The 19,332-nt window shown below is 52.2% G+C and carries 17 protein-coding genes and 4 tRNA genes; 18 read left to right on the plus strand and 3 right to left on the minus strand.

Annotated features, from left to right (window positions below; translation table 11 throughout):
- The first annotated feature begins 1 nt into the window (after position 1).
- Together cueR and HCZ99_RS10770 are read left to right on the plus strand one after the other, a co-directional pair.
- Positions 2–385 carry a Cu(I)-responsive transcriptional regulator gene (gene cueR / locus HCZ99_RS10765; protein WP_167446983.1) on the plus strand — a complete coding sequence of 128 codons (384 nt, stop codon included), beginning with the start codon at positions 2–4 and terminating at the stop codon, positions 383–385.
- Positions 386–464: 79 nt separating this feature from the next.
- Positions 465–944: a c-type cytochrome gene (locus HCZ99_RS10770; protein ID WP_254869574.1), complete on the plus strand. Its 480-nt coding sequence runs from the start codon at positions 465–467 to the stop codon at positions 942–944.
- Positions 945–1,036: 92 nt separating this feature from the next.
- Here HCZ99_RS10770 and HCZ99_RS10775 read toward each other — a convergent pair whose 3' ends face one another.
- Positions 1,037–2,152: a PAS domain-containing sensor histidine kinase gene (locus HCZ99_RS10775; protein ID WP_167446984.1), complete on the minus strand. Its 1,116-nt coding sequence runs from the start codon at positions 2,150–2,152 to the stop codon at positions 1,037–1,039.
- Between the two features lie 36 nt (positions 2,153–2,188).
- The gene (locus HCZ99_RS10780) at positions 2,189–3,439 is read right to left on the minus strand and encodes a D-amino acid dehydrogenase (RefSeq protein WP_167446985.1); all 1,251 of its coding nucleotides are present in this window, start codon (positions 3,437–3,439) and stop codon (positions 2,189–2,191) included.
- A 237-nt stretch (positions 3,440–3,676) separates the two neighbouring features.
- On the opposite strand from HCZ99_RS10780, the gene HCZ99_RS10785 reads away from it, so the two are divergent.
- The 10 genes from HCZ99_RS10785 to HCZ99_RS10830 all read left to right on the plus strand — a co-directional run bounded on the left by HCZ99_RS10785 (position 3,677) and on the right by HCZ99_RS10830 (position 14,099).
- Positions 3,677–5,134 carry an NAD(P)H-hydrate dehydratase gene (locus HCZ99_RS10785; RefSeq protein ID WP_167446986.1) on the plus strand — a complete coding sequence of 486 codons (1,458 nt, stop codon included), beginning with the start codon at positions 3,677–3,679 and terminating at the stop codon, positions 5,132–5,134.
- A gap of 380 nt (positions 5,135–5,514) precedes the next feature.
- Positions 5,515–5,599, plus strand: a tRNA-Leu gene (locus tag HCZ99_RS10790).
- Between the two features lie 115 nt (positions 5,600–5,714).
- A complete protein-coding gene (tig, locus tag HCZ99_RS10795; RefSeq protein WP_167446987.1) occupies positions 5,715–7,160 on the plus strand; it encodes a trigger factor in 1,446 nt (481 codons plus the stop codon).
- 58 nt (positions 7,161–7,218) lie between these two features.
- Complete coding sequence (gene clpP, locus HCZ99_RS10800; protein ID WP_167446988.1) at positions 7,219–7,848, plus strand: ATP-dependent Clp endopeptidase proteolytic subunit ClpP; 630 nt, start codon at positions 7,219–7,221, stop codon at positions 7,846–7,848.
- Positions 7,849–8,148: 300 nt separating this feature from the next.
- The gene (clpX, locus tag HCZ99_RS10805; RefSeq protein WP_167446989.1) at positions 8,149–9,414 is read left to right on the plus strand and encodes an ATP-dependent Clp protease ATP-binding subunit ClpX; all 1,266 of its coding nucleotides are present in this window, start codon (positions 8,149–8,151) and stop codon (positions 9,412–9,414) included.
- 131 nt (positions 9,415–9,545) lie between these two features.
- Entirely contained in the window at positions 9,546–11,957 is a 2,412-nt protein-coding gene (gene lon / locus HCZ99_RS10810; protein ID WP_167446990.1) for an endopeptidase La, read from the plus strand.
- Positions 11,958–12,221: 264 nt separating this feature from the next.
- Positions 12,222–12,494: an HU family DNA-binding protein gene (locus HCZ99_RS10815; RefSeq protein WP_008891813.1), complete on the plus strand. Its 273-nt coding sequence runs from the start codon at positions 12,222–12,224 to the stop codon at positions 12,492–12,494.
- A gap of 109 nt (positions 12,495–12,603) precedes the next feature.
- Positions 12,604–12,680: transfer RNA gene (locus HCZ99_RS10820), tRNA-Val, on the plus strand.
- A gap of 275 nt (positions 12,681–12,955) precedes the next feature.
- Positions 12,956–13,032, plus strand: a tRNA-Val gene (locus HCZ99_RS10825).
- Between the two features lie 506 nt (positions 13,033–13,538).
- The gene (locus HCZ99_RS10830) at positions 13,539–14,099 is read left to right on the plus strand and encodes a hypothetical protein (RefSeq protein WP_254869575.1); all 561 of its coding nucleotides are present in this window, start codon (positions 13,539–13,541) and stop codon (positions 14,097–14,099) included.
- 153 nt (positions 14,100–14,252) lie between these two features.
- On the opposite strand, the gene fliG is transcribed toward HCZ99_RS10830, so the two are convergent.
- Entirely contained in the window at positions 14,253–15,272 is a 1,020-nt protein-coding gene (gene fliG, locus HCZ99_RS10835) for a flagellar motor switch protein FliG (protein ID WP_167446991.1), read from the minus strand.
- Between the two features lie 313 nt (positions 15,273–15,585).
- On the opposite strand from fliG, the gene HCZ99_RS10840 reads away from it, so the two are divergent.
- The 6 genes from HCZ99_RS10840 (at position 15,586) to nuoE (ending at position 19,332) form a co-directional block, all read left to right on the plus strand.
- Positions 15,586–15,662: transfer RNA gene (locus tag HCZ99_RS10840), tRNA-Asp, on the plus strand.
- 285 nt (positions 15,663–15,947) lie between these two features.
- Positions 15,948–16,313 (plus strand): NADH-quinone oxidoreductase subunit A, encoded by a 366-nt coding sequence (locus HCZ99_RS10845; RefSeq protein WP_022732400.1) that lies wholly within the window; start codon positions 15,948–15,950, stop codon positions 16,311–16,313.
- The gene (locus HCZ99_RS10850; RefSeq protein ID WP_167446992.1) at positions 16,304–16,846 is read left to right on the plus strand and encodes a NuoB/complex I 20 kDa subunit family protein; all 543 of its coding nucleotides are present in this window, start codon (positions 16,304–16,306) and stop codon (positions 16,844–16,846) included. Before HCZ99_RS10845 ends, HCZ99_RS10850 begins: the two co-directional genes overlap by 10 nt.
- A gap of 19 nt (positions 16,847–16,865) precedes the next feature.
- Positions 16,866–17,495 (plus strand): NADH-quinone oxidoreductase subunit C, encoded by a 630-nt coding sequence (locus HCZ99_RS10855; protein WP_167446993.1) that lies wholly within the window; start codon positions 16,866–16,868, stop codon positions 17,493–17,495.
- Positions 17,495–18,673, plus strand: a complete 1,179-nt coding sequence (locus HCZ99_RS10860; RefSeq protein ID WP_167446994.1) for an NADH-quinone oxidoreductase subunit D — start codon at positions 17,495–17,497, stop codon at positions 18,671–18,673. Before HCZ99_RS10855 ends, HCZ99_RS10860 begins: the two co-directional genes overlap by 1 nt.
- Entirely contained in the window at positions 18,670–19,332 is a 663-nt protein-coding gene (gene nuoE / locus HCZ99_RS10865; RefSeq protein ID WP_167446995.1) for an NADH-quinone oxidoreductase subunit NuoE, read from the plus strand. The genes HCZ99_RS10860 and nuoE overlap by 4 nt, the downstream gene beginning before the upstream one ends.

Consider the following 19,332-nt stretch of genomic DNA (forward strand, 5'->3'; position numbering starts at 1 on the left):
CATGAATATTTCGGATGCAGCGACTGAAAGCGGTCTGGCGGCCAAAACCATTCGCTATTACGAAGAGATCGGTTTGGTCAAACCCGGACGCCTTGCCAATGGCTATCGCGATTATGACGAAGATGATCTGCACAAGTTGCGGTTTTTGCAGCGTGCGCGCGGACTTGGTTTTTCTGTCGAAGATTGCCGCGGGTTGTTGTCGCTCTATGAAGACCGCAACCGTGCTTCGTCTGACGTGAAAAAGATCGCCCAAACCCATTTGGCGGAAATTGAACGCAAGATCGCAGAATTGCAAAGTTTGCAAAAAACGCTGTCGCATTTGGTCGATGCCTGCCACGGTGATGGGCGTCCCAATTGCCCGATCATCAATGATTTGGCAAGCTGATAGGGGGAAGTGTCATCGGTACATATCTTCCCACCGATATCCGTGCCCGTAACCACATCGTGTAAAGAAAGCGTTCAGCATGAAAAACAAAGGATTCATGGCCGTCGGCGCAGTGGTCGGGGCCGCGATTGTCTATAGCATCGTTACCTTTTTTGGACCGGGAACGCGCATCGATCCATCCGTGGAGCTGCGCCCCGATGACCTTAAACTCGTGGCACTTGGCAAGAAGGTCTATGACGCCAACTGCGCGTCTTGTCATGGCCGGTCGTTTGAGGGGCAGGAAAATTGGCGCGAACGCGATGCCAATGGGTTGTTGCCCGCACCACCCCATGATGAAACCGGCCATACGTGGCATCACCCCGATGCGGTGTTGTTTGCCTTGACCAAATATGGGCCATCGGTCATGGCGGGGAGTGATTACAAATCCACCATGCCAGGGTTTGATGATGTGCTGAGTGATGAGGAAATCCTGGCAAGCCTGTCTTACGTTAAAAGCCGCTGGCCAAAGGAAATCCGCAAACGCCACGACGAAATCAACCGTTCGGCCCGAGAGCAATAAATTGGGCGACGCGAAAGTAACAAAGCCTGCCTTAGACGTGCGATCTATAGCGGGCTTTGTATAAGCAGGATGCTATTGGTGTGTTGTGTTGATCAGGCGCGCGGCAGGGTGATGCCAACCGTCGTTCCCTTGCCAACCGCACTTTCAATGCTAAGCCGTCCACCAAGAAGCTCGACCAAAAGCTTTGCCAGCGGCAGGCCAAGTCCCGTACCGGGGCTTTCCTTAACACCCGATGGATGAAGCTGTGAAAACCGGGCCAGCGCGCGCGGAATATCGTTGGGCGCCATGCCGACACCGGTATCCGCGATCGAAATGGTGATGTCGGTTTCTGTTTGTGTCAGGCCGATGGTGATGGTGCCGCCGTCGGGGGTGAATTTCGCCGCGTTGCTAAGGATGTTGATCAAGATTTGCTTGGTCTTGAGCGTATCACAGCGCATTGGGAAGGTTGTTTCGGCGATCTCGAAATTCAGGCTGTGCTGATGGCGGGAAATGTCATCATTGGTCAGTTTGACGGCCTCTTTGATCACGGCAATCAGATCCGCTTCTTCAAGGTTCACCGTCATCGACCCAGCCGATAGCTTCGACACATCCAGAACATTATTGACCAGTTCCAGCAGGTGTTTACCCGCCTCAAACACGTCACGGCCGCAATCGCGATAGCCATCTGAAAGATCGCCAAGCACGCCTTCTGCAATCAGTTCGGAGTTGCCGATAATTGCATTTAGCGGTGTGCGCAATTCATGGCCCATATTGGCAATAAACTCTGCCTTTGATGCGTTGGCATCCGACAGGTTGCGATTTTGCACCATCAGGCTGCGCTCGGCCTGCTTTTGACGATCGTTTTCCAAAAGCGTGAGCAACACTGCCGTGCAGGTTTCGTTGTTCTGGGAATATTCAAGCGGCGCAATCGAAAGATCGCAGACGTGGCTTTCATCATTTGCATTGACCAGCACGATATCGCCACGCCAAGATCGACCAGATGAAAACACATCTTGAATGTCAGCTAATAGACCCTTGGAAAGAAAGCCGGCTGTAGTGCCAAGCATGCGGTCCTTGGATACACCGATCATGCGTGCGATGGCATCGTTGCATTGCAATACTTTGCCCGTGCGGTCGCAAATCACGGCGGCATAGGGAAGGGCGTTTAAAACGACCTGATCGGCCAATGGCGCACCAGATTGCGCACCAATAGGTGTGTCGTTGGTCATATCTGTCCCAGATCCCATTTTGAATAGCAAAGCCCGTTAAAAACGTTCGCTACCTAATCCTGTTAGCGGGATGTCAGGGTGTTTGTTGCTGATCAGGTCGGCAATTGCCTTGCCTGAGCCACAACTCATTGTCCAGCCCAACGTCCCATGACCGGTGTTAAGGAATAGATTAGCATATTTTGTGCGGCTAATAATAGGGGCAGAATCAGGCGTAACCGGGCGAAGACCCGACCAAAACGTGATGTTCGACCGATCACCCGAATTTGGAAATAATTCAAATGCCTTATCGACGATCATTTGTTGGCGCCGTTCGGACATCCGCAACGAGTATCCATCCAATTCGGCGGTTCCTGCGACACGAAGCCGATCACCAAGCCGGGCATAAACCATCTTAACGCTGTCATCTATCAACGCGGTTGTCGGCGCGCCGTTATATCCGGTTGTATTAATGCTAAGCGAATAGCCCTTGCAGGGATATATCGGAAGATGAATGCCAAGCGGCTTTGTTAAAAGCGGGCTGTAACTGCCCATGCAGACAACAAACGCATCCCCATTGATGGTGCCCGCATCGGTTTGAACCGATGTTACGCGCCCCTGATCATATTTGAGGCCCATAATCTTGGTGTCGAATTTAAACGTTGCGCCGCGTTCGATGCATTTTTGCGCCAAGCTTTGCGTGAATTTATGGGCATCGCCGCTTTCATCATCGGGGGTAAAGCTGCCGCCCAAGATTTTGGCGTTGCTTTGGCGAAGGGCAGGTTCAATGTCATAACATTCATCGGCACTGACCATGCGCCGGTTTAGGCCAAATTCCTGCATTTGTGCGGTTGCCGCGGCAACAGAAGCCATTTCACGTTCATCGCGGCAAATATGAAGAATACCTTCTTGGCGGTGGTCATAGGTAAGGCCAAGGTCATTGCGTAATTGCCGCAGGCAATCGCGGCTATAGACTGCAACGCGCAACGATTTTTCAAGGTTTTCGGCCGCGCGCGCAGAAGTGCAATTGCGCAAAAACCGAAGGCCCCAGTCAAAAAGTTGCGGGTCAAAGCGCATACGAAACAAAAGCGGGGCTTCTTCGCGGCCCAGCCATTTCAGGATCTGTTTTGGGGTATTGGCATTGGCCCAGGGTGTTGCATGGCAGGCGGAAATTTGCCCACCATTGGCAAAGCTGGTTTCTTGTGCGCTGGCATGTTGGCGGTCAATCACTGTCACCTGATGGCCATTTTCCAAAAGATACCAAGCCGCCGTCGTCCCAATGACGCCAGCGCCCAAAACGACAACATGCATGTCGGAAAAGCCCCGTGTGAAGTGTCTCTTTTGCGCATCCGTCAGATCGTAAAGCCTATGCGACGGTGCGTAATTTCTTTAACTATCTGACTCGCAAAATCATTTGCAATATACTGATGCATAAAACAAATGGCTACCGATGTCTGTCCGTGCGGTGCAGTGTATGATCAGATCAAAGGACCAAACGGCCAAGCAATAAAGGCCGCGATTATTGGCAGGGAATGGTGACGGTGCAAAATGTTTGAAATCCTGACAACCGACCAGATGTATGAAGCTGACCGTCGTACAATTGATGGCGGTGTTTCGGGCGAAACCCTGATGGATACAGCCGGGCGGATGGTGTTTGACGAAATTGTCCGCCATTGGTCGCCGCGCTCCGTTTCGGTCCTGTGTGGTCCGGGCAATAATGGCGGCGATGGTTTTGTCATTGCGCGCTTGTTGCGTGACGAAGGCTGGTCCGTGCGCCTTGGACTGCTGGGCGATACTGAAAACCTTACCGGTGATGCATTGCTTCATGCCAAACGGTGGGATGGGGCAACCGAACGGTTATCGCCCGCCTTGGTCGTTGGGGCGGATCTGATTGTTGATTGCATTTTCGGCGCCGGGTTGGCGCGCGATATCACCGGCGAAGTCGCTGATCTGATTGCGGCAACAAACCAAAGCATGGCGGCGGTGGTGTCGGTGGATGTGCCAAGTGGCATCGATGGAAATACCGGTGCGGTTATGGGGTGTGCCATCAAGGCTGACCTGACGGTGACGTTTTGCCGGGCCAAGCCTGGGCACTATCTATTGCCGGGCCGCCAACATTGTGGGGAGCTTGCTGTGCGCGATATAGGCATTCCCGATCAGGTGGTTGCAGAACTGCGTCCAAACTGTTGGCGCAATGATCCGGCCCTTTGGCGTGCTGGCATCTGCTGGCCGGGGCTTGATGGGCATAAATATCACCGTGGGCATTTATTGGCCTTTGGCGGTGGCGCCATGTCCGGGGCGACGCGCCTTGTTGCCCGTGCTGCGCGGCGATCAGGTGTCGGGTTGCTGACCATCGTATCCGAACCATCTGCGATGCCGGTCTATGCGGCGGACGCACCAGGGAATATGACCGCATCGATTGGCGGGCTAGACGGCCTTTTAAATGATTGTCGACATAATGCCTTTGTCGTTGGGCCAGGCTATGGGGTTGGTGATGACACGCGCGGTCTGGTGTTGCAGCTTTTGCATCTTTGCCGGGCGACTGTGTTGGATGCCGATGCGCTGACCAGCTTTGCCGACGATCCGTCCACCTTGTGCTTTGCGATCAAAGGGCCGACCGTTTTAACCCCGCATGAAGGTGAATTTTCTCGACTGTTTCCTGATATTTCTGGCGATAAATTGGCGCGTGCCCGGGCGGCCGCCAAACGAAGCGGTGCGACGGTCCTGATCAAAGGGGCCGATACGGTTATCGCTGCACCTGATGGTCGCGCCGCGATCAGCTCAGTCGATGCGCCTTGGTTGGCAACGGCGGGATCGGGCGATGTTTTGGCCGGGATCATTGCCGGGTTGATGGCCCAAGGGATGGAAATGTTCGATGCGGCCTGCATGGGGGCATGGCTGCATGGGCGGGCCGGAAGCGATATCGGCCCCGGCTTGATTGCCGAAGATATCCCGGATCATTTGCCTACGGTTTTGCGCGAATTGTGGTTGGCGTCGCGGAAATAAGCGATCATCGCACAGGTGTTTTCTCGGCTGTGTCTTGACCTTTTGTCCCTCTTTTTAAGGGGCTTAGGGCAACCTTTGCTTTCGCGCGGTGGAGAAGGGCGCTTGTTCGCATGAAAGTTATCAGGACCAATTTGGCGTCAAAAAACGCAGCAAAGCCGTGTCGGGCAGGGCGATTTTGCCCATTTTCGCCGTGTGGTTGGGCTTTGGTATGCGTTTTGTAATGTAGTGAAATCCGCTGAAATGGCGGATTTTTGCGCTTTTGGGTTATTTCGGCGTGCCAAGATGACAATTGTCGAAAGGCGACGCTTGCATGAGGTCATCGAAGTTTGTATTAAGGCGCACTCATGCCGGTTTGTCCGGCGTGTTTGGTACGCTTGTGTGCGGGCGTGGCGGAATTGGTAGACGCGCCAGGTTTAGGTCCTGGTGAAGCAATTCGTGGGGGTTCGAGTCCCTTCGCCCGTACCACTTGCGCACCGGATATATTGGACCAGATTACATATTCGTTTAGTCATTTTGACTTTCTGACGTCCGGACTGCGTCGCGTAACGGACATTATTCGAACCAAGCAAAAGAGTTATCTATGCAGGTTACTGAAACCAAAAACGAAGGCCTGGCGCGCGAGTTCAAAGTCGTGGTGCCAGCCGCACTCATCGAAGAAAAAGTCGTCGCCAAACTTGACGAGATCAAAGACCAGGTTCGCCTTCCAGGCTTCCGTCCGGGCAAAATCCCGGCGAAACTCCTGCGCCAGCGCTATGGTCAGTCCGTCATGGGTGAAGTTCTTGAAGCCACTGTAAACGAAAACACTGGCAAAGTTCTCAACGACAATGACCTGCGCCCCGCCGTTCAGCCGAAAATCGAAGTTACCAAATTCGATGAAGGCGGTGATCTTGAGTTCGACATCGCTGTTGAAGTCATCCCGGCGATCGAAGCAATGGACTTCAAAAAGCTGACGCTGACCCGCGAAGTTGTTGAACTTGACGATTCCAAAGTTACTGAAACGCTTGAGCGTATTGCTGCAGCACAGGGCACCACTGCTCCGTTGGCGCGCAAACGCAAATCGAAAACTGGCGATGTTGTCGTAATTGACTTCCTCGGCAAAATCGATGGCGAAGCATTCGAAGGCGGCAAAGCCGAAGATTACGAACTCGAACTGGGTTCTGGCTCGTTCATCGAAGGTTTCGAAGAGCAGCTGACCGGTGTTAACGCTGGCGACGAACTCGTCGTTAAAGTTAAATTCCCGGAAGCTTACGGTGCTGCTGAACTCGCAGGCAAAGATGCCGAGTTCGACGTAACCGTCAAAGAAATTAAAGAAAAGAAACCAGCTGAGCTTGATGACGAACTGGCCAAAAAATTGGGTCAGGAAAGCTTCGAAGCGCTCAAAGACGCAATCCGTAAGGATTACGGTCGTGAGTACGAATCGGTTTCCCGTCAGAAAATGAAGCGTGAGCTTCTTGACGCGCTTGCTGAAAACCACAGCTTCGAATTGCCGACCTCGCTGGTTGACAACGAACTCGAAGGCATCATCGGCCAGATCAAACAGGCCCGTGAAGCTGGACAGGAAGACGACGAAACCAAAGGCAAGTCCGAAGAAGAGCTGACCGACGAGTTCCGCGAAATCGCAGAACGCCGCGTTCTTCTTGGTTTGCTTCTGGCAGAAGTTGGCCGCAAAAACGAAATCCAGGTTACTCAGGAAGACGTCAACAAGGTTCTTGTTGCCGAAGCTCAGAAGTACCCGGGTCAGGAACAGCAGGTTATTGAATTCTATAAAAATAACCCGCAGGCCTTGCAGGCGCTTCAGGGCCCTGTATATGAAGACAAGGTCGTTGATTTCATCGTTGAGCTTGCCAAGGTTGAAGACAAGACCGTCACCGTTGACGAACTTCTGAAACCTGAAGAGGAAGAAGAAGCTCCGAAAAAGAAAAAATCGGCTGCCAAAAAAGCACCGGCTAAAAAGGACGCAGAAAAAAAGGCTCCGGCCAAAAAAGCTGCTGCCAAGAAACCGGCTGCTAAAAAGAAAGCTGACTAATCGGAAGTGAATACATCCTACCGGAACCGGTTTGGATCATGCAGGGAGATTGCAGTTGATGATTAAAGAACAGATGAACTCGCTTGTGCCGATGGTGGTTGAACAGACCAGCCGTGGCGAACGGGCTTATGACATCTTTTCGCGTTTGCTCAAGGAGCGGATCGTCTTCATCAACGGTCAGGTTCATGACGGCATGTCGTCATTGATCTGCGCGCAACTCCTGCATCTCGAATCGGAAAATCCCGATAAGGATATTTCGCTCTATATCAATTCTCCGGGCGGTGTTGTGACCTCTGGTCTCGCCATCTATGATACCATGCAGTACATCCGTTGCGATGTCTCTACGGTGTGCATGGGGCAGGCGGCTTCTATGGGGTCTCTTCTGTTGATGGCCGGTGCAAAAGGTAAGCGTTACTGCCTGCCGAATGCCCGCGTCATGATCCACCAGCCGTCTGGCGGCTTCCAGGGGCAGGCATCGGACATCGAAATCCATGCCCGCGAAATCCTGGCACTGCGTCAGCGTCTTAACGAGATCTACGTCGAACATACCGGCCGTGATCTTAAGACGATCGAAGATGCGATGGAGCGCGACAACTTCCTTACCCCGGATCAGGCAAAAGAATTTGGCCTGATTGACGAGGTGGTGACGTCGCGTCCGAAGACCGAAAGCGACGAAAAGAAAGACTGATCGTCTGATGATGGTCGGTGAAAACGCCCCGGTCGTTGGCCGGGGCGTTTTTTTATGACTTGCTTCATGGCACTTTTAAGTCATAGACAAGAGGGTGCTTGGCTTTTTGGCCGCTGATCGGAACTTGTCTTTTGCCCAAACGTTTGGGTGATAAGGTAAGGGGGTTTCGCAACTGGAATTGCGGTCCCATATAAATCAAATAGCCAAATGGCCGAAAAGCGCAGATTAAACGTTGAGATCGGTATCGTTTACCGGCTAACATGGCGATAAAAGATAACGTCAAACGTAATTGGGGTTTGTATGAGCAAATCGAATAGCGGGGACTCCAAGAACACTCTGTACTGTTCTTTCTGTGGAAAGAGCCAGCACGAGGTTCGCAAGCTCATCGCCGGTCCAACCGTGTTCATCTGTGATGAATGCGTAGAGCTTTGCATGGACATCATCCGCGAAGAGCACAAAACTCATCTTGTCAAATCGGCTGACGGGGTGCCTTCTCCGCAAGAGATTTGCAAGGTCCTTGATGATTATGTCATCGGTCAGGGCCATGCGAAGAAAGTTCTCTCTGTAGCGGTTCACAACCATTACAAGCGTCTGCATCACGCCAGTAAGAACGAAGATATCGAACTGGCGAAATCAAACATTATGCTGGTTGGTCCGACCGGTTGCGGTAAAACGCTTCTGGCCCAGACCCTTGCCCGCATTCTTGATGTTCCCTTCACCATGGCAGATGCCACGACACTGACCGAAGCCGGTTACGTCGGTGAAGATGTCGAGAACATCATTTTGAAATTGCTGCAGTCTGCTGACTACAACGTCGAACGCGCCCAGCGCGGCATCGTCTATATTGACGAAGTCGACAAAATCTCGCGTAAGTCGGACAATCCGTCGATCACGCGCGATGTTTCGGGTGAAGGCGTTCAGCAAGCATTGCTTAAGATCATGGAAGGTACTGTTGCCTCTGTGCCGCCCCAGGGTGGTCGCAAGCATCCGCAACAGGAATTCCTGCAGGTCGACACGACCAACATCCTGTTCATCGTTGGCGGCGCGTTTGCCGGCCTCGATAAGGTGATCTCGCAGCGTGGCAAAGGCAGCGCAATCGGCTTTGGTGCCGATGTTCGCAGCCCGGAAGAACGCCGTACTGGCGATGTCTTGCGCGAAGTTGAACCAGAAGATCTGTTGAAATTCGGTCTTATTCCAGAATTCATTGGTCGTCTGCCGGTTCTGGCAACGCTCGAAGACCTTGACGACGACGCGCTGGTTCAGATTTTGACCCAGCCGAAAAACGCACTGATCAAGCAGTACGAACGTCTGTTCGACATGGAAGACGTCAAACTGACCTTCCAGACGGATGCGCTTAAAGCAATCGCTGCTAAGGCGATTGAGCGTAAGACGGGTGCACGTGGTTTGCGCTCGATCATGGAAGGCATCCTGCTTGACACCATGTTCGACCTGCCGACCCTTGAAAGTGTCGAGGAAATCGTCATCAACGCCGATGTTGTCCAAGGAAAAGCGAAACCCTTGCTGATCCATGCGGAACGTCGCGAAGGTGTCGAGAACTCTGCCTGATATTCATTTCCCGCACCGGCATGCTATTGCGGTGCGGGAATTTCAGATTATCTTCTGAATGTTCGCGTTGCTGTCGGGGCCTAAGGTAGGACCGCAGGAACGTTTTGGCTCAGATTAGGGAATAGAACATAATGGTCGAATTAGCACGTGGCGAAATATACCCGGTGCTGCCGTTGCGCGACATTGTCGTGTTCCCGCACATGATTGTTCCGCTGTTTGTGGGACGTGAAAAGTCTGTGCGTGCGCTCGAGGATGTCATGCGCGAAGACAAGCAAATCCTGCTTGTCACACAGAAAGACGCCGGTCTTGATGATCCGTCGGTCAATGATCTTTATGACGTCGGGACGGTCGCAACTGTTCTTCAGCTTCTTAAACTGCCAGACGGGACGGTAAAGGTCCTGGTCGAAGGCGGTAAGCGTGCCGAAATTTCTGGTTACGTTGATAACACGGAATTCTTCCAGGCCCATGCAGCCGTGCGCGAAGACACAGACGAAGACGACAGCGAACTTGAAGCGCTGGCGCGTTCTGTCGTCACGCAGTTTGAGCAGTACATCAAACTCAACAAAAAAATTCCGCCAGAAGTCCTGGTTTCGGTCAATCAGATCGAAGAACCGGCAAAGCTTGCTGACACGGTTGCTTCGCACCTGTCGCTTAAGATTTCCGAAAAACAGGAACTTCTGGAAACTGCCCTTGTCGGTGATCGTTTGGAACGTATTTTCGGCTTCATGGAATCCGAAATTGGCGTGCTGCAGGTCGAAAAGAAGATCCGCAACCGCGTCAAACGCCAGATGGAAAAAACCCAGCGCGAGTACTATTTGAATGAGCAACTTAAAGCCATTCAGAAAGAACTGGGCGAGGGCGAAGACGGCAAGGACGAAGCTTCTGAACTCGAAGAGAAGCTGAACAAGGCCAAAATGCCCAAAGAGGCAAAGGAAAAGGCCCAAGCCGAACTCAAGAAATTGCGCAATATGAGCCCGATGTCGGCAGAAGCCACTGTGGTGCGCAACTATCTTGATTGGATGGTGTCTATTCCGTGGAACAAGCGTTCGCGTGTTTCGCATGATCTGAAAAAGGCCAAAAAGGTTCTGGATAAAGAACATTTCGGTCTGGAAAAGGTCAAAGAACGCATCCTTGAGTATTTAGCCGTTCAGGCCCGTACGAAAAAAGTTAAAGGCCCGATCCTGTGCCTTGTTGGTCCTCCCGGCGTGGGTAAAACCTCGCTCGGTAAATCGATGGCCAATGCGACCGGTCGTAGCTTTGTGCGTATGTCACTTGGTGGTGTACGTGATGAGTCTGAAATCCGCGGTCACCGTCGGACCTATATCGGGTCCATGCCGGGCAAGATCGTTCAGGGTATGAAAAAAGCCAAATATTCCAACCCGCTCTTCCTTCTCGATGAGATCGAAAAAATGGGTTCGGATTTCCGTGGCGACCCTGCGTCAGCTCTGCTTGAGGTGCTTGATCCGGAACAGAATTCGACCTTTAACGATCACTATCTGGAAGTCGATTACGATCTTTCGGATGTCATGTTCGTGACCACGGCGAATTCGCTGCGCATGCAGCAGCCGCTTTTGGACCGTATGGAAGTCATCCGTCTTTCGGGTTACACCGAAGATGAAAAAGTCGAAATTGCCAAACGTCACTTGATCCCCAAACAGGTCAAAGATAACGGCCTGAAAAAGGACGAGTGGAGCATTTCCGACGATGCCCTTCGCGATCTTATTCGCTACTACACCCGCGAAGCAGGTGTGCGTAGTCTTGAGCGTGAATTGGCTGGCTTGGCCCGTAAGGCGACCAAACGCCTGATGCTTGAAAGCATTACATCTGTACGTGTGACCCCGCGGACCCTTGGCAAATATGCCGGTATCCGTAAGTTCCGCTTTGGGGAGACGGAGGGTGAAGATCAGGTTGGTGTCGTGACCGGTCTTGCTTACACCGAATTTGGTGGCGATCTGTTGCAGATTGAATCTGTAACGGTTCCTGGCAAGGGCAACATGAAAACCACCGGTAAACTCGGTGAAGTCATGACGGAATCGATTCAGGCGGCAACCTCGTTTGTTCGTTCACGTGCGGTCGAGTTTGGTATCAAGCCAACCTTGTTCCAGAAACGCGATATTCACGTTCACGTCCCCGAAGGCGCAACACCAAAAGACGGCCCGTCGGCCGGTGTTGGCATGGTGACGTCGGTTGTTTCGGTTCTGACCGGAAACCCGGTACGCAAAGATGTCGCGATGACGGGCGAGGTGACCTTGCGTGGTCGCGTTCTTCCGATCGGCGGTTTGAAGGAAAAACTTCTCGCGGCCTTGCGGGGTGGGGTGAAGACCGTTCTGATCCCGCAGGAAAACGAAAAGGATCTCGAAGAGATTCCTGACAACGTAAAACGCGGCTTGGAAATCATTCCGGTTTCCCATGTTGACGAGGTTCTGACCCACGCATTGGTCAACCCATTGGTGCCAATCGAATGGGAAGAAGGCGACGATGATATCGCCGTCGGATCCAAAGACAGCGAAGAATCGGAAGTAGGCGGTGTGACCACACACTAGAAAACCTCCAAATCCGCAGAAAATAAAGGGGAGCAGCATCGTTGCTCCCCTTTTTCTGTGGATAACTTGGGCTTAGAATCGGCAAAGTCCGATCTCAGCTGAGGTGTAAAGTGTAAAAAATGGAAAAAAACGTCAAAAACCGCAGAAAACTGCGTCTCTCGCATTGACGAGATGTTGGCGACCTGCTTAAACTGCCCGTGCAACAGGTTTGGGGCAAACCAAATTTCCTCATAACTCCGAACGTCCAAACAAGGGGGCCAGGAAGTGAATAAAAACGATCTCGTTGGAAGTGTAGCCGCTAAAGCTGATCTTTCAAAAGCTGATGCCGCTAAGGCAGTTGATGCTGTTTTCGATTCCATTACCGATTCTTTGAAATCAGGCGACGAAGTTCGTCTGGTTGGCTTCGGTACCTTCGCTGTCGCTGCTCGCGCTGCTTCAAAAGGTCGCAACCCGCGCACCGGTGAAGAAATCGACATCCCGGCATCGAAACAGCCGAAATTCAAGGCTGGTAAAGGCCTTAAAGACGCCGTCAACTAAGTTTGGCGATGTTTTGAATAAAAATGCCGGTGACACCTGTCACCGGCATTGATTTTTCTAAAATCCATGCTATGTTCCGCCCGCTTTCGCAAGAAAGCATGGACATATCGGGTGATTAGCTCAGCTGGTTAGAGCATCTCGTTTACACCGAGAGGGTCGGGAGTTCGAATCTCTCATCACCCACCATGATTAAGGCGCCTCTAAAGGGCGCCTTTTTCTTTGCCTGCATTTCATTTTTTTACGTTCAGACGAATCATTATCCGGCAAAACGCATTTCGGGTTGGCGCGTGATTCGCGGGTTTTCAGTCAAAAAAGCCGCAAAATAGAGTGTCATGGTTGACCATGCGCGGGTGATAAATACCGTTGAAATAGAATATTCAAAATTCTGCAATGTATGGATTGCTTTTCTAAAAAAGCATGCTAAGTTCCGCCTCGCTTCCGCAGACAAGCGCGGAAACATCGGGTGATTAGCTCAGCTGGTTAGAGCATCTCGTTTACACCGAGAGGGTCGGGAGTTCGAATCTCTCATCACCCACCACGATTAAGGCGCCCCTAAAGGGCGCCTTTTTCTTTGCCTGAATTTCATTTCCCAGAAGCCTTTCTTTCGCTGAAATACAACCGCTATCAAATGGTCGTTTAGGCACCTTGTTTGACCTCGGCGTGTGCGCATTCCGCCTGATTGGATATCGCAGCGCAGTAGAGGCTGACGGTTTGGTTTGCATACCAAAAATACGGACACCAACTGCAATGCGGAATTTCGGAAAGGGCGATGTGATCGGCATGTATTCTTGTGCGCGAATCGCATTGCTTGGCTTTTGGCTCGGCCCCAAGCTCGGAGCTCTGTAAATCACTGTAAAAGTTGACGCTTGCCAAGCTGACGGGCAATCTTGGCGGATGACCATGGGAATCGGATAACCAATTATAATGACCCACCATTACGCATCGCTGATTTTAAAGGGGCGTCAGCCCTTCTTTCTGCTGTCGCCAGCACAGGGTGGAAAATCCGGGCTGCGGCGTCTCAGGGGCTTTATGTTGGCGCTGCTGATGCCTTTCATATTAGTTGGGTGTTATCTGCCAGAATCCTTTGCCATCGACATTAGTATGGAACGCAACGGCGATTACCGCATGAGCTATCGCGGATTGCTGGTACAGCCGACCATCACCGAAGCCCTGTTGGATGGCAGCTTGGACGCCGAAGCGGAAAAAGAAAAAGTCGCCATCGTTCTGGCCGACCTAAAACGCGATTCTGGTGTTAAGCAGCTAAGCTATAGTGGGCGCGGCGTGTTCAAAATCGTTTACGAACGCAGCAGCAACATCATCCGCGATAAAAGCTTTGTCTTTGTGCGGCGCAATTCTCGTATTTTGGAAATGTTCTTTTACAAAGACTCCAACACGGTCGAAATTCGCGGCGGGTTTGTGCCGGATCGCTATCAAGAACGCCTGAACGCGTTGGGCTATCAAATGACCGGCACGATTAATTTTCGCACGAAGGCAGGCATTCGAAGCCACAACGCTGCCGAATTCAAGAACGAGGACGGCGAAAACCGCCTGCACTGGGAAATCAAATCCATTACCGATCCGGTGCCGAACGTGATTGTTGGGTAAGCCTTTTTGCAGGCAGCGCGCAGGACGGTGAGGGCAGGGCATATAATATATGTGCCGTGCGTTCTGATCTCGGTTTGACGTGTAGGGCACCAAAAAGAAAAAGGACAGCGCGAGGCTGTCCTTTTTTGATGGGGTGGGAAGGCGTCCGTCGTCTTAATAGACCATTTCGTCTTCGCCGCCGCCTTCGGAAATAACGATTTGACCTTGTGCAGCCAATTCCTTGGCCAGTTGCACGATCATCATCTGCGATTCTTCGACATCCGACAGGCGGACCGGGCCTTGCGCGTCCATATCTTCGCGCATCATCTTGCCGGCACGTTCGGACATGTTCTTGAAGAACAGGTCGCGCATCGCATCGGTCGATCCCTTGAGGGCCAGGGCCAGCTTGTCTTTTTCCACCTGACGCAGCAGGGTCTGAACACCGTTGTTGTCCAAACGCGCAAGGTCTTCGAAGGTGAACATAAGGGCTTTGATCTTTTCCGCGGAGTCACGGTTACGTTCTTCAAGGGCGGTAAGGAACCGATCCTGACTTTGGCGATCAAGGCTGTTGAAGATGTCCGCCATAAGTTCGTGGTTGTCCCCGCGCGAACCGCGCGCAAGGTTGGACATGAACTCTGTACGTAGGGTTTTCTCGATATTATCGAGAACTTCTTTCTGCACGGCCTCCATGCGCAGCATACGCATGATGACTTCCATCGAGAAGTTTTCAGGCAGCAATGACAGAACCGCGGCAGAGTGACCGGGTTTAAGTTTCGAAAGCACAACACCAACGGTCTGCGGGTATTCGTTTTTAAGGTAGTTGGCCAGAACCGCTTCGTTCACGTTGTTCAGCTTGTCCCACATGGTGCGACCCGCAGGGCCGCGGATTTCTTCCATGATGCCGTTAACGCGGTCCTCAGACAGAACCTTTGAGAGCAAGCGTTCGGTTGTATCGAACGAGCCAACAAGCGACCCGGTGGAAGAAAGCTGATCGGCGAACTCAACAAACAACCGTTCAACGATGTTTGAGCCGATCGTGCCCAAGCTCGACATGGTTTGGGAAATCTCTTTGATTTCCTCGTCATCCATCATGCTGAACATTTTGGTGGCGTGTTCTTCCCCAAGTGCGAGCATGAGAATCGCAGCTTTCTCAGGACCGGCCAGTGATCTGTATTCTTCTTTAACGCGCCCCACGAGTGGTCTTCTCCGTCCTAATGCCTTTGTTCGAAATCTGATGTGGGAAGTTCGAACGTGCCCCTATCGCACCGTAAGATAGGAGAAATTCGTCAACAATTCTATAAAAGCTGACACCCCAATGCAAAAACCCAAAACGAATTGAGGGCGTAAAATGTGCAGAAAGCGTTAATTCTGTACAAATCCCGGTTAAATTACCATTCCACGGGGGATGTGTGCGCCGCAAAATGTCGAAACGGTTGAAATCATTGCTAGCTGCTTGACTTGGTTTGGGGGGTGGTCTAACAAAGGCGCGCCGAATGATGGTCATTTTGCGGGCGTAGCTCAGTTGGTTAGAGCGCCGGCCTGTCACGCCGGAGGCCGCGAGTTCAAGTCTCGTCGCTCGCGCCATGACCATTCATCTATTGTCTTTTATCGGGCATTTCGTCTTTTCCGCGATTGCCACTCCACACGTTGCTTTTGCTGGTTTGCTGGGGTGGGGCTTGATCATCTCGATGTGCGGTCCGATATTCGATGATAGAAAATGGCAGAAAAGATTAGGAAGTTCTGAGCGTAAGATCAGTAAAAACTGTTTGAAAAGCTGGAACTTGTGCGGTGCATACGTTATGGTGCGCCGTTATTGGCCAGGTGGGGACCTGGTCGGGTCAGAGGGCCTGTTCTTGAGAGGTCAGAGAGATGCAAGAGCTTCTTTCGGAATATCTTCCGATCCTGGTATTCATCGGGATCGCCGTCGGTCTTTCGGCGGTAATCATCATCGCGTCGCTGGTTCTTGCCAAGCAGGCACCGGATGTCGAAAAACTGTCCGCATATGAGTGCGGTTTTGCGCCGTTCGAGGACGCGCGCATCAAGTTTGACGTGCGGTTCTATCTGGTCGCAATTTTGTTCATTATTTTCGACCTTGAAGTCGCGTTCCTGTTCCCGTGGGCTGTTACCCTCGGTGATATCGGCACATTCGGCTTTGTTTCGATGGTGATCTTCCTGGCCGTTCTGACGGTCGGCTTTATCTACGAATGGAAGAAGGGAGCTTTGGAATGGGAGTGAGCACCAATACAGGCGCACCCCTGGCACCCGGTACGGATCAGGATACCCTGCTTAAGGGTGTGTTTGACGAGATGAACGACAAGGGCTTTGTCCTTGCCAATCTCGATAAGCTCGCAAGCTGGGCAAGTACTGGTTCGATGTGGCCAATGACATTTGGTCTGGCGTGCTGTGCTGTTGAGATGATGCATTCGGCTGCGTCGCGTTATGATCTTGATCGTTATGGTCTTGTCTTCCGTCCAAGCCCGCGTCAGTCAGACGTGATGATCGTTGCTGGTACACTTACCAACAAAATGGCCCCGGCACTGCGTAAGGTCTATGACCAGATGGCAGAGCCGCGCTGGGTTATTTCGATGGGGTCGTGCGCCAATGGCGGCGGTTACTATCACTATTCCTATTCAGTGGTGCGCGGTTGTGATCGTGTCGTCCCGGTTGACGTATATGTTCCGGGGTGCCCGCCGACAGCCGAAGCGCTGATTTACGGCGTGATGCAGTTGCAAAAGAAAATCCGCCGAACTGGTGTCCTGACACGCTGATCCGTAATAGGGGGCTTGCATGAGCGATCTGCTCAGCGATAACAGCGCCGCATTGAAAGATCTTAAAGATCTTGTGGTGTCACAGCTTGCAAACGAAGTTCTCGAGTCTGAGATTCGTTATGACGAGCTGACCATCGTCGCCAAACGCGATGATATTCTAAAAGTTCTGACGTTCCTTCGGGATGATACCGGCTGCTTGTTTAAGCAGCTTATCGACGTTTGTGGTGCAGACTATCCAGAACGTGCTGAGCGTTTTGACGTTGTCTATCACCTGCTGTCGCTTAAGCATAACCTGCGCATTCGCGTTAAGGTGCGGACCGACGAAGAAACGCCAGTACCAAGCTGTGTCTCTCTTTTCAGCGCCGCCGATTGGTTTGAGCGCGAAACGTGGGATATGTACGGCATCTTCTTTGCCGATCATCCCGATCCCCGTCGTATCCTGACAGATTACGGTTTTGAAGGTCATCCGCTGCGTAAGGATTTCCCGCTGACCGGGTATGTCGAAGTTCGTTATGACGATGAGCAAAAGCGCGTCGTCTATGAACCGGTCAAACTGGTTCAGGATTTCCGTAATTTCGATTTCGAAAGCCCATGGGAAGGCATCCAGAATGTTCTTCCGGGCGATGAAAAGGCGGAGGGCAACGCCTGATGTCCGAACAAAAAATCAAAAATATGACCATGAACTTCGGTCCGCAGCACCCTGCGGCCCACGGGGTTCTGCGTCTTGTCCTGGAAATGGACGGCGAGGTCATTGAACGTGCTGATCCCCATATTGGTCTTCTGCACCGCGGTACGGAAAAGCTGATCGAATATAAAACCTATATTCAGGCAACCCCGTATTTTGACCGTCTCGACTATGTCGCGCCGATGAACCAGGAACATGCTTATTGCCTGGCCATCGAAAAGCTGATGGGCGTCGAAGTTCCAAAACGTGCTCAGTATATCCGTGTTCTGTACGCCGAAATCGGCCGTATCTTGAACCATATCCTGAACTTGACCGCGTTTGCGCTTGACGTTGGTGCGATGACCCCGCTGCTTTGGGGCTTTGAAGAACGTGAAAAGCTCATGGAATTCTATGAGCGCGCCTGTGGTGCCCGTCTTCACGCGAACTATTTCCGTCCGGGTGGTGTTGCGGCTGATTTGCCGGCTGGTTTGCTCGAAGATATCGATGCATGGGCCGATCAGTTCGACATCTTCCTGAACGACTTTGACCGCGTTCTGACTGGTAACCGTATCTTCAAACAGCGTACTGTTGATATCGGCACCGTGTCCGCCGAAGAGGCGCTTGATTGGGGCTTTACCGGCCCGAACATCCGCGCATCTGGTTTGGCATGGGATCTTCGTAAATCGCAGCCTTATGACTCGTACGAAGATTTCGATTTCGACATTCCCGTGGGCAAAAACGGTGACTGCTATGACCGTTTCCTCGTGCGTTTTGAAGAAATGTGGCAATCGCTGAAAATCATCAAGCAGGCTGTTAAAAACATGCCTGATGGTCCGGTGATCGTTCAGAACAACAAAGTGGCTCCGCCGTCACGTGCGCAGATGAAGCGTTCGATGGAAGCGCTTATCCACCACTTCAAACTCTTTACCGAAGGTTTCCACGTTCCGGCTGGCGAATGCTATGCCGCGGTCGAGGCACCAAAAGGCGAGTTTGGTGTGTATCTTGTTTCGGATGGCTCGAACCGTCCGTATCGTTGCAAAATTCGCGCCCCGGGATTCCCGCATCTTCAAGGCATCGACTTCATGTCAAAAGGCCACATGCTGGCCGACGTCGTTGCCAATATCGGGTCGCTAGATATCGTGTTCGGTGAGATTGACCGATGAGCCATTTGAGAAGACCTGCTCCTAAGGAGCTTCAACCTGTCAGCTTCGCCTTTACGCCAGAAAATCTGGAAAAAGCGAAAAAGATCATCGCCAAGTACCCGGAAGGCCGCCAGCAAAGTGCGGTCATGCCGTTGCTTGATCTGGCACAGCGCCAGACCGAGGGGAACTGGGTTCCGACTGTCGCCATGGATTACCTTGCCGACATGCTCGATATGCCCGCCATTCGTGTCTATGAGGTCGCGACCTTCTATACGATGTACAATCTTGCCCCAGTGGGTAAGAATTTCATCCAGGTCTGCACCACAACGCCGTGCTGGCTTCGCGGTTCTGCCGATGTTGTCGAAACCTGTAAAAAGGAACTCGGCATTGGTGTCGGCGAAACAACCGAAGACGGTCAGTTCACCATGATCGAAGTTGAATGCCTTGGTGCGTGTGTTAACGCACCGATGATGCAGATTAACGACGATTATTACGAAGATCTGACCGCAGATACGACCAAGGCAATCCTCGACGCCCTGAAAAAGGGTGAGAAACCGAAAACCGGTCCGCAAAGCGGCCGTAAAGGTTGCGAGCCGATTGATGGTCCGAAGGTTCTGAAAGCATTCTGTGGTTGCGGTGCTGCACCGCAGGACGCCGATGCAAGCGAAGGGGACGCCTGA

Source organism: Thalassospira lucentensis (genome assembly GCF_011806425.1).
Classification (GTDB): Bacteria; Pseudomonadota; Alphaproteobacteria; order Rhodospirillales; family Thalassospiraceae; genus Thalassospira; species Thalassospira lucentensis_B.